This window comes from Nonomuraea sp. NPDC003201, assembly GCF_053590415.1.
Genome location: NZ_JBSFTC010000353.1, coordinates 1 through 10,599 on the forward strand (window position 1 = coordinate 1; position 10,599 = coordinate 10,599).

Below are 10,599 nucleotides of genomic sequence, written 5' to 3' on the forward strand. Positions count from 1 at the left end.
CGGGCAGCACGAACAGCCCCAGCGTGAACGCGCCGGCGGCCAGGGACTCCGCGTGGCTGGCGCTCAACCGGCCGGACAGGTGCAGGAGGCTCGCGACGACGGTGCCGAACGCCAGCGACAGGAACAGGTGGCCCACCGCGACGAGCGCGGCCCTGGCGAACGGCGGCCGGGTCTCAGCGAGGAAGTGATCGCCGGCGCGTAACGCCAGCGAGAGGGCCGCCGCCACCAGGCCCACGGCGACCGGCATGACGACGGTCGCCGCCACCAGCGTCACGAGCACCAGCACCCCGACGAACCCGCTGCCGGCCAGGAACCGCTTGAGCTCGAAGGGCTCCGCGGGAGGCGGGGCCGGGCGGGGCTCCCGCGGCTGGTCGGCGTGGACGGTCGGCGCCGGGGCGGGCACGTAGGGCGGCGGCCGCTCCTCCTGGCGGCTCGGCGCGTACTCGACCGGCGGGAGCAGGTCGGCGACGATGTCCATGGTCAGCGTGCCGCTCGCGATCCGCTTGGTCCTGTCCGGGCGGCCCGCCGGATCGAGGGCCCTGGCCAGCCGCAGCAACTCCCCCGCGCCGGGCCGCGCCGCCGGATCGACCTGCAGCGCCCGGCTCAGCCAGCCCCGCAGCCACGCCGGCGCCTTGTCGATCTGCGCCCGCCCTTCCATGGTGTTGAAGCAGATCGCCTCGAACGTCCCCGTCCCGAACGGCGGCAGCCCCGTGGCCGCGAAGAACACCGTCGAGGCCAGCGCGTGCACGTCGGCCGCCTGGGTGATCTGCGAGTCACGGATGATCTCCGGCGCCAGGTAGCCCGGCGTGCCGACGAACATCCCGGTCTGCGTCAGCCGGGCCGCGTCCACCAGATGCGCGATGCCGAAGTCGATGACCAGCGGCTCGCCGTCGACCAGCATGACGTTGGACGGCTTGAGGTCGCGATGGATCACGTCGGCCGCGTGGATGTCCACCAGCGCCTGGCACAGCCCCTGCGCGAGCTTGACGACCTCGCGTGCCTCCAGCGGGCCGTCGGTGAGCACGGTGTCCTCCAGCGTGCGGCCCGCGGCGAAGCGGGTCACCACGTAGGGCCGGTTGCCCGCCAGCTCGGCGTCGATCACCTCGGCCACGTAGCGGCTGCGTACCCGCCGCATCGTCTCCACCTCGCGGAGCAGCCGGTCGCGCGACTTGAGATCGGCGGCCACGTGCGGGTGCAGCACCTTGATCGCGACCTCGCGGCCCGCGCCGTCCAGACCGAGGTGGGCCACCCCCATGCCGCCCTCGCCGATCTTCCCGAGCACCCGGTACGGGCCGAGATGCTCGTGCGTCTGCGTGCTCATTCCCGACGTCATCCTCCGTTTTCCCCCGGTACGCCGCGCTTCCGTGCGCGCCGGCCCGGCCATTCTCCCGCAGCGTTTCCCCCGAAATGCACAGTAAGCGAAGATCGGCCCGAGCGCGGCGCTCCCGGAGGTTTCAGGTGGAGGCGCGGTGAATGACGTGCGGGGACAACGAGGCCGGCGCCAGGCGGGGCTTGCGGCCCGACAGGTTGGCCACGACCGCGTCCGCCAGGGAGCGGCCCACCTTCTCCAGGTCGAAGGCGATCGTGCTGAGCGGCGGGTCGGCGGCCTGGGCGAGGGGGATGTCGTCGGCGCCGATGACCGCCAGATCGCCGGGGGCGGTGAGCCCGGCGCGGCGCATGCCCATGAGGAGGGCGATCGCGACCTCGTCGTTGTAGGCGCACACGGCGGTCACGGACTCTCGCCGCCAGCGCCTGGCGGCGCGGGCCATCGCGGCGCTGTCCAGCTTGGTGTCGAGCGCGGCCGGCGGGTCGATGCCGGCGTGCGCGCAGGCCTCGGCCACCCCGGCCAGCCGGTCGTCGGCGATCCTGCGGAGCAGCGGGTGCTCGGGCATGGCGTAGCCGAGGCGGCGATGGCCCAGGTCGATGAGGTGCTCGGCCTGGAGGCGGCCCATGAGCCGCATGGTGGGGTGGGCCTCGACCTCGGTGGTGAAGACGAGGTCCGCGCCCGCCCGGCGCAGGGCCTGCGCGGTCTCGTCGTCGAGCGGGTCGAGGCTGGCGACCACCGAGGCGTCGATCGCGGCGCAGACGTCGGGCAGCGGCCGTCCCGGCGCTCCGGCCAGGTGGGTGACCAGGGTCAGGCCGGATTGGGCCAGGGAGGCGGCGAACTGCTCGACGAAGCGGTTGATGCCGGGGCCGATCGACAGGTGCGGGATGGACAGCAGGACGACGTCGCTGCGTCCCGCGGCCAGGGAGCGGGCCGAGCCGCGCGGGCGGTAGTCGAGCTGCTTGACCGCGTCCAGGACGCGGCGCCTGGTCTCCTCCGGGATCGACTGCCCCGGGGTGTCGTTGAGCACGTAGCTCACGGTCGCGGCGGAGACGCCGGCTGCTCGGGCGACATCGGCGCTGGTGACCCGCTTCGCTGGGCGTCTCATGTCGGCATCGTAGGAGATTCCGGCCGCCTGTGTGACGGGCGCCTCCGTTGCGTACTTGTTACGGGGAGACGTCTTGCGAGCCGTGCGGCGGTCAACGGTAGGTTACTGATGCGCTTAAGTAATGAGCTGCACTTTTCGGCCCTTACTGCTTGGGAACGGTGTTCATGGCCACTTCCCCCTCTCTCGGACCGCTCGAAACCCGGACCCCCGACGATCTGCCGAGGGCGAGTGCGAGCTACATCTTCTGGATGATGGCCGCCAACTTCGGCATCTCCATGGCCTTCGTGGTCCCGCTGTCGTTCTCGCTGGCGGTGCGGATCGACGAGCTCGCCCCCGGGCACGAGGAGGTGCTCGGGTACGTCACAGGCACCGCCCAGACCATCTACCTCGTGCTCAGTCCCCTGCTCGGCGTCTGGAGCGACCGCACCCGCAGCCGCCTCGGCCGCCGCCGCCCCTTCCTGCTCGCCGGCCTGGTCCTGGGCCTGGCGGCGCTGGTCGGCATCGCGGTCGCGCCGAGCCTGCTGCTCGTGGGAGCCGGCTGGATCCTCGCGATGCTGGGCTGGGCGACCGCCTCCCAGGCGATCCTCAACGTGCAGGCCGACCGCATCCCCGAGGCCCAGCGCGGCAAGATCGGCGGCCTCACCGGGCTGACCGGCCAGATCGCCCCCATCGTCGGCATCGGGATCACCACCGCCGTGACGGGCAACACGTTCCTCGTCTTCGTCCTGCCCGGCGTCGTCGGCGCGGTGCTGCTCGGGGTCTTCCTCGTCGTGGGCAAGGAGGACGACACGCGCGGCGCCGTGCACACCACGCCGGTGTCGGTGCGGACGCTGGCGTCCAGCTACGTGTTCAACCCCCGCAAGTACCCGGACTTCGGCTGGAACTGGCTGGGGCGCCTGATGTTCTTCATGGGGCTGTACTGCAACACGACGTTCACCACGTTCTTCTACGCCCAGCGCCTGGACCTGCCGGTGCGGGAGGTCGCCGGGGCGGCGGCCCTCATCGGGATCCTCGGCGTCGCCGCGGCGGCCCTCGGCGCGATCGGCGGCGGCTTCCTGTCGGACAAGCTGCGGCGGCGCAAACTGTTCGCCCTCGTCGGCGCGCTGTTCTTCGTGGCGGGCGCGCTGGTGGAGGCCTTCGCGTACTCCTTCCCGGTGCTGATGATCGGGTCCGTGCTGATGCAGCTCGCGATCGCGTTCTTCAGCGCGGTCGACCAGGCGATCGTGCTCGCGGTGCTGCCGAGCCGGGAGGAGGCCGGGCGGTACATGGCCGTGGTGTCGTTCGCCCACAAGCTCCCGAGCGCGATCGCGCCGCTCATCGCCCCGTTCGTCATCGGCATCGGCGCGAGCGGCGGCGACAAGAACTACACGCTGCTCTACCTCACCGGCGCGGTGCTGGCGCTCGTCGGCGGGTCGCTGGTGTTCACGCGGGTGCGGTCGGTGCGATGAGGACGAGCGAGCACGCGCCGTACGACCTGCGGATCGCCAGTGGCGGTGATCGGTTCCCGGTCGCCGAGGAGCGGCCGGCGCTGTCCTGGAAGCCGCCGCTGACGTGGAGCGGGCAGGACGGCTACGACCTCCAGCTCCGGGTCGACGGCGTCGAGCGGAGCATCGAGAACGTCGTCTCCGCCCGGCACCTGTTCGTCGAGTGGCCGCTGCCGCCGCTGCGCAGCCGGCAGTCCGTGGCCTGGCGGGTCCGAACGCGTCGCGGCGGGCGGTCCTCGGGCTGGTCGCCCTGGCACGCGTTCGAGTCGGGCCTGCTGGACCGGGACTGGTCGGCGCGCTGGATCTCCCCGCAGGAGGACGGCGACGGCTCCCGTCCGGCCTACGTCCTGGCCGGCAGCGTGGACCTGCGCGGCGACATCGCCCAGGCCCGGCTCTACGCCACCGCGCTCGGCGTCTACGAGGCGTTCGTCAACGGCACGCGGGTGGGGACGGCGGAGCTGTCGCCGGGCTCCACCTCGTACGGGGACACGCTGTACGCCCAGGCCGCGGACGTCACGGCGCTGCTGCGCGGCGGCGGCAACGACCTGGAGATCCTGCTGTCGGACGGCTGGTACCGGGGCAGCGCCGGCACCTGGCGCAAGCGCGACTCGTGGGGCACGACCACCGCGGCGCGGCTCCAGCTCCACGTCCGCTACGCCGACGGCACCGAGGCGGTCGCCGTCACGGACGCGGACTGGACCTCGCGCCGCGGCGCCGTCGTCGCGGCCGACCTGATGAACGGCCAGACGACCGACTTCACGGCCCCGCCCGGCGCCGCCCGGCCCGTCCTGGTGGACGCGGTCACCGCGCCGCCGATCAGCTGGTCACCGGCCCCGCCGGTGCGCCGGGTGGAGCGGATCGCCCCGCGTTCGGTGACCCGGCACGGCGACGGCGCGTGGATCGTGGACTTCGGCCAGAACGCCTCCGGCTGGATCGCGCTCACCGACCTGGGCCCGGCCGGCACCCGTACCGTGATCGACTACGGCGAGCACCTGGACCCGACCGGGGACCTGACGACGACGCATCTGGACAGCCGGCGGCCGGGCGAGGCGGCGATCCCGTTCGTGCAGCGCGACGAGGTCGTCTCCGCAGGACGGCCCGGCGAGGTGTTCGAGCCCCGGCACACCGTGCACGGCTTCCGGTACGCGCGCGTCTCCCGCGCCGTGGACCCGGCGAGCATCGTCATGCGGGTCGTGCACACCGATCTGCGCCCGACGGCGACGTTCGCCTGCAGCGACGACGACCTCAACCGGCTGCACGAGGTGGCGCGCTGGAGCTTCCGCGGCAACGCCGTGGACCTCCCGACGGACTGCCCTACGCGCGAGCGCCTGGGCTGGACGGGCGACTACCAGATCTTCGCGCCGACCGCGGCGCGCCTGTACGACGTCGACGGCTTCAGCCGCAAGTGGCTGCGCTCCGTCCGCGACGACCAGCTCGACGACGGCCGCGTGGTGAACTCCTCCCCCGACGCCAACCGGCTCAAGGTCCACGACGAGCCCATGACGAACGGGATCACCGGCTCGGCGGGATGGGGCGACGCGATCGTCCTGGTCCCATGGGTGCTCTACACGACCTACGGGGACACGGCCGCCCTCGCCGAGAACTGGCCGGCGATGCGCCGGTGGGTCGAGTGGGCGCTGGCGACCGCGCGCGACGCCCGGCATCCCTCCCGCGTCGAACGCTCGGCCGAGCCGCTCGCGCACGAGGAGTTCGTCTGGGACGGCTCCTTCCACTGGGGGGAATGGCTGGAGCCGAAGAAACGCGCGGCGGACGGGTCCCTCGTCGATCCCGTGATGAGCGATCCCATGGCGTGGTACCTGGCGGACAAGGGCGAGGTGGGCACCGCGTACCTGTTCCGCTCCGTCCGTACCCTCGCCGACGTGGCGCAGGTGCTGGGGCACGCCGGCGAGGCGGCCCGCTACCGCGAGACGGCGGAGCGGGTCCGCCGGGCCTGGCAGACGGAGTTCCTGGACGCCGAGGGCCGGACCAAGGCCGGCACGCAGGCGAGCTACGTGCGCGCCCTGGCGTTCGAGCTCGTACCTGAGGACCTGCGCGAGCAGGCGGCCCGGCACCTCGTCGGCCTGATCGACGCGGCCGGCGGCCACCTCGGCACAGGCTTCCTCTCGACGGCGGACCTGCTGCCCGTCCTGGCCGACTGCGGCCACCCCGACGTGGCCTACCGGGTGCTGTACCGGCGCTCGTCCCCCTCGTGGCTGGGCATGCTCGACCGGGGCGCGACGACCGTCTGGGAGGACTGGGACGGGGTGTCCGAGGACGGCACGGCCACGGCGTCGCTCAACCACTACAGCAAGGGGGCGGTCATCCGCTTCCTGCACACCCACACCCTCGGCCTGCGGCAGGCGCCGGGCTCGGCCGGCTGGGAGTCCTTCGTGGTCGCGCCGGTGCTCGACGAGGCGATCACCTGGGCCACGGGCGCTTTCGACGGCCCGCGGGGCCGGATCGCCGTCGACTGGCGCGTCGAGGACGGCCACCTGACCATCGCGGTCGACGTGCCCGGGGGCTCCGAGGCGCGGATCCGCTTCCCGGACGGCAGCACGTTCCACACCGGCCCGGGGAGTTTCTCCCAACGACGTCCCATCAACTGAAGGAGTTCATTCATGTCCATTGCCGATGTGTCGGCCAAGTCCCTGGCCGAGCTCGTCTCCCTGCGAGGGCGGCGCGCGGTCGTGACCGGCGGCGGTCGCGGGCTGGGCAGGGCGATCGCGCTGCGCCTGGCCGAGGCGGGCGCCGACCTGCTGATCGGCGACATCGACGAAGAGCTCGCCGTGACCGCCGCCAAGCAGCTCGCCGAGCGCCACGGGGTACGCGCGGTGGGCGCCGCCATGGACGTCACCGACGCGGCGTCCGTGGCCGCGGCGGCCGATCTCGCGGTCGCCGAGCTCGGCGGCCTGGAGATCTGGGTGAACAATGCCGGGATCTTCCCGAGTGTCCCGCTGCTGGAGATGAGCGAGGAGACCTGGGACCAGGTGTTCGCGGTCAACGCCCGCGGCGTCTTCGTCGGCGCGCGTGAGGCGGCGCGGCGGATGTCGGCGGCCGGTACCGGCGGTGCCATCGTGAACATCATCTCGACCGCGGGTTTCCGCGGGAGCGCGCCGGGCCTGGCCGCCTATGTCGGGTCCAAGCACGCCGCCCGCGGTCTCACGCGCGAGCTGGCGCTCGAACTCGCTCCGCTGGGCATCCGCGTGCTCGGGGTGGCGCCGAGCTACGTCCCCACGGAGGGCAACATGATGGCGGCGGCCGCCATACCAGCCACCGTGCCGGCCGGCGACCTCCCGCCGACCGACCTCATGCTGAACGGCCCGATCGGCCGGGTCGGCGTCCCCGACGACATCGCGCGCGTCGTCCTGTTCTGCGCGTCGGACCTGTCCGCCTTCATGACCGGCAGCACGCTGCTGGCCGACGGCGGCGACACCGCCTGACGCGCGTTCAGCCGCCTTCGACGGGTACCGGGATCCGCGCCTCCACCTTGAACGACGCGCGATCGGCCCGGTACACGTCGCGCGCGAACTCGATGCAGCGCCCCTCGGCCGTGTAGGTGCGGCGGGTCAGGAGGATCCCGCTGGAGGCGCTGCGGACCCGCAGCCGGGCGCAGGAGGCGTCGTCGATGACGATGGACTCGATGACGGCGGAGGCGTCGGCCGGCACGACGCGATAGTGGGCACGCAGGATGTGCCAGAGCGAGCCGGTGAGGGGCCGCGCCAGCAGGCCGGGCGTGATCGCACTGGGGAAGTAGGTGGTCTCCAGCGCGATCGGCTCGTCGTCGGCGAAGCGCAGCCGGTGCAGGGCGTGCACGGTCTCGTCACCGGCCAGGTCGAGCGCCTCCCGGGCCGAAGGGGTCGGGGGGCGCTCCTCGGCCCAGATGAGCTGCGCCGACGGCCGCCGCCCGGCCAGGATGATCTCGTCGGAGAAGCTGCCGATGTGGAACGGCACCCGCGGTTCGGCCACGAACGTGCCCCGCGGCGGCCGCCGGTAGACGTATCCCTCCTTCTCCAGCAGCGCCAGGGCCTGCCGGGCGGTCATCCGGCTGACGCCGAACGTCTCGCTGAGCTCCCGTTCCGACGGCATGAGGGTGTGCGGGCCGAGCTTCTCGCCGGTGATGCGGTCGCGCAGCTCCGCGGCGATCGTCACGTAACGGGGTGAACCCATGCTTGACACCCTAGCCCACTTGGACGATACCTTGCGGTCTAAACCACATGGTATATACCAAGAGGGAGGTTGCGATGAGAGACCACACAGCGCGTACCGACAGCGACGAGCTGGCCCGGTTCGGCTACGAACAGTCCTTCGAGCGGCGGACCGGCAGGTTCGCCTCGTTCGCCGTGGCCTTCGCGTTCGTCTCGATCGCGACCGGCATCTTCACCACCTACGGGTCGGTGCTGAGCTCCTCCGGGCCGCTCGGCATCTGGACCTGGCCGATCGCGGTGGTCGGCCAGCTCGCGGTGGCGTTCGTCATCGGCTCGCTGGCCTCCCGGATCCCGGTGACCGGGTACGCCTACCAGTGGACCTCCCGCCTGGCCAACCCGGTGCTCGGGTGGATCATCGGCTGGATCTCGTTCATGTTCCTGGCCGTCGTCGTCGTGGCCGTGGACTACACGGTGGCCTCCACGGTCCTGCCCGTCCTGCTGGACTACACGGCGAGCGGCGGCATCACCTGGGCGGTCACCGCGGTGATCCTGCTCGGTCAGGCCGCGCTCGTCGGCGGCTCCACCCGGTGGTCCGAGAAGGTCAACAACACCGCCGTGTCGGCCGAGCTGGCCGGCATGGTGCTGCTGACCGTGCTGCTGCTCGTCGTGGCCGCGGTCCGCAACGACATGGACTTCGGCAACCTGTGGAGCAGGGGCGCCGTGCCCGCCGAGGGATACTGGGGCTTCGGCGACCTGACCTCGGCCGGGCCGTGGGTGCTGGGCTTCCTGCTCGGCGCGTTCACCATCGTCGGGTTCGAGTCGGCGGCCAACCTCGCCGAGGAGACCACCGACCCCGAGCGGGTGGTCCCGCGGGCCATGTGGCAGGCGGTCCTGGCCTCCGGTGTCCTGGGCTTCCTGTTCCTGGTCGCGGTCACGCTCGCGGCCGGCGACCCCGTGGCGCTCGCGGCGTCCGGCACCCCGATCGCCGACGTCATCAAGCAGACCCTCGGGCCGGTCGTCGCCACGCTCCTGCTGCTGCTGGTCGTGCTGGCGATCTTCGCCTGCGGGCTGGTCATCATGATGACCGGCACTCGCCTGACCTGGGCGATGTCCCGCGACGAGCGGTTCCCGGGCTGGCGGCACTGGCAGCGGGTCTCGCCGCGCCTCGGCACCCCGCTGCGGGCGACGGTGTTCTACGTGGTGCTCGCCGAGGTGATCCTGGGCCTGTTCTCGGCCTTCTCGGAGGACGCGCTGTTCACCCTGTTCGGCGCGGCCACGCTGCTGCCGGCCGTCATCTACGCCGCGACCGTCGCGCTCTACCTCGCCAAGCGGCGGCACCTGCCGGCCAACGGCAAGTTCGACCTCGGCGCCTGGGAGAAGCCCGTCCTGGCGGTGTCGGTCGTGTGGCTGGTGTTCGAGCTGTCCCTCTTCCGCGATGCCTCCTTCCGCGACGCTTGGCTCTACGTTCTGGTGATGGTCGTGATCGGCGCCGCCTACCTCGTGACGCTGCTGGCGACCCGTGGCCGCCGGGCGCTGGACATGCCCGACATGCACTCGATCGACGGCGCTTTCGCGCAGAAGGAGCAGATCTGACGATGCACGTCCTCGCGATCGACCAGGGCACGTCAGGGACCAAGGCCATCGTCGTGGACGCCGGTGGCGCCGTCCTGGCGATCGCCGAGGAGGCCCTGCGCCCGCGTTACCTGGAGGGCGGCGGCGTCGAGCAGGACCCGCGTGCCCTGCTCGACTCCGTTCTGACCGCCGGGCGGCGCGCGGCCGCCGCGGCGGGCGTGCCGCTGGACGCGGTCGCGCTGGCCAACCAGGGCGAGACCGTGCTGGCCTGGGATCCCGTCACCGGCGAGCCGCTCACGCCCGCCATCGTCTGGCAGGACCGCCGTGCCGAGCCGCTGTGCGCCGCGCGGGCCGGGCATGCCGGGCGGGTGGCCGCGCTGACCGGCCTCGTGCTCGACCCGTACTTCTCGGCGCCGAAGATGCGCTGGATCCGCGACGAGCTGACCACCGAGGGCGTCGTGACGACCACCGACACCTGGCTGGTGCACCGGCTGTGCGGCGCGTTCGTCACCGACGCCTCCACCGCCAGCCGCTCCCTCCTGCTCGGGCTGGAGGACGCGCGGTGGAACGGCGAGCTGCTGGAGCTGTTCGGGCTCGGTTCCGAACGGCTCCCCGAGATCGTCGCCGGCGACGCCGTCGTCGGCACGACCACCGCTTTCGGCCCGGAGGTCCCGGTGACCGGGCTGATCGTCGATCAGCAGGCCGCGCTGCTGGCCGAGGCGTGCCTGGAGGCGGGCACCGCCAAGTGCACGTACGGCACGGGCGCCTTCCTGCTCGCCCAGCTCGGGACGTCCCCGGCGCGCTCGGCGTCGGGTCTGGCCACCTCGATCGCCTGGCGGCTGCGCGGCGAGACGCGCTACTGCGTGGACGGTCAGGTCTACACCGCGGCCTCGGCCGTGCGCTGGCTCGCCGACCTCGGCCTCGTCTCCGGCGCGGACCAGCTCGACGCCGTCGCGGCGCCCTCCG

General features: G+C 72.6%; 8 protein-coding genes. 5 read left to right on the forward strand and 3 right to left on the reverse strand.

All coding sequences use genetic code 11. The features are described from left to right. Both ACWDX9_RS53505 and ACWDX9_RS53510 read right to left on the reverse strand, forming a co-directional pair. Positions 1-1,321, reverse strand: a 1,321-nt coding sequence (locus ACWDX9_RS53505; RefSeq protein WP_449969825.1) for a serine/threonine-protein kinase, incomplete at its 3' end; no start/stop codon positions are given. A 133-nt stretch (positions 1,322-1,454) separates the two neighbouring features. Further along, a complete protein-coding gene (locus ACWDX9_RS53510) occupies positions 1,455-2,432 on the reverse strand; it encodes a LacI family DNA-binding transcriptional regulator (RefSeq protein WP_449969827.1) in 978 nt (325 codons plus the stop codon). A 164-nt stretch (positions 2,433-2,596) separates the two neighbouring features. Between ACWDX9_RS53510 and ACWDX9_RS53515 the strand changes: the two genes are divergently transcribed. From ACWDX9_RS53515 to ACWDX9_RS53525, 3 genes are read left to right on the forward strand one after another with little or no spacing between them, the layout of a single operon-like run. Continuing rightward, positions 2,597-3,880, forward strand: a complete 1,284-nt coding sequence (locus ACWDX9_RS53515; RefSeq protein WP_449969830.1) for an MFS transporter — start codon at positions 2,597-2,599, stop codon at positions 3,878-3,880. After that, a complete protein-coding gene (locus ACWDX9_RS53520) occupies positions 3,877-6,522 on the forward strand; it encodes a family 78 glycoside hydrolase catalytic domain (protein ID WP_449969833.1) in 2,646 nt (881 codons plus the stop codon). Before ACWDX9_RS53515 ends, ACWDX9_RS53520 begins: the two co-directional genes overlap by 4 nt. A gap of 12 nt (positions 6,523-6,534) precedes the next feature. Then, positions 6,535-7,356, forward strand: a complete 822-nt coding sequence (locus ACWDX9_RS53525; RefSeq protein ID WP_449969836.1) for an SDR family NAD(P)-dependent oxidoreductase — start codon at positions 6,535-6,537, stop codon at positions 7,354-7,356. A 7-nt stretch (positions 7,357-7,363) separates the two neighbouring features. On the opposite strand, the gene ACWDX9_RS53530 is transcribed toward ACWDX9_RS53525, so the two are convergent. Beyond that, positions 7,364-8,083, reverse strand: a complete 720-nt coding sequence (locus ACWDX9_RS53530; protein WP_449969839.1) for a GntR family transcriptional regulator — start codon at positions 8,081-8,083, stop codon at positions 7,364-7,366. A gap of 74 nt (positions 8,084-8,157) precedes the next feature. On the opposite strand from ACWDX9_RS53530, the gene ACWDX9_RS53535 reads away from it, so the two are divergent. Together ACWDX9_RS53535 and ACWDX9_RS53540 are read left to right on the forward strand one after the other, a co-directional pair. Then, positions 8,158-9,654, forward strand: coding sequence for an APC family permease (locus tag ACWDX9_RS53535; protein WP_449969842.1), 1,497 nt, complete (start codon positions 8,158-8,160; stop codon positions 9,652-9,654). A gap of 2 nt (positions 9,655-9,656) precedes the next feature. Beyond that, on the forward strand, positions 9,657-10,599 hold a 943-nt coding region (locus ACWDX9_RS53540), incomplete at its 3' end, for an FGGY family carbohydrate kinase (protein WP_449969845.1).

Coding starts and splice junctions, on each gene's coding strand:
- ACWDX9_RS53510 (WP_449969827.1), bottom strand. CDS start 2,432: ATGAGACGCCCAGCGAAGCGGGTCACCAGCGCCGATGTCGCCCGAGCA.
- ACWDX9_RS53515 (WP_449969830.1), top strand. CDS start 2,597: ATGGCCACTTCCCCCTCTCTCGGACCGCTCGAAACCCGGACCCCCGAC.
- ACWDX9_RS53520 (WP_449969833.1), top strand. CDS start 3,877: ATGAGGACGAGCGAGCACGCGCCGTACGACCTGCGGATCGCCAGTGGC.
- ACWDX9_RS53525 (WP_449969836.1), top strand. CDS start 6,535: ATGTCCATTGCCGATGTGTCGGCCAAGTCCCTGGCCGAGCTCGTCTCC.
- ACWDX9_RS53530 (WP_449969839.1), bottom strand. CDS start 8,083: ATGGGTTCACCCCGTTACGTGACGATCGCCGCGGAGCTGCGCGACCGC.
- ACWDX9_RS53535 (WP_449969842.1), top strand. CDS start 8,158: ATGAGAGACCACACAGCGCGTACCGACAGCGACGAGCTGGCCCGGTTC.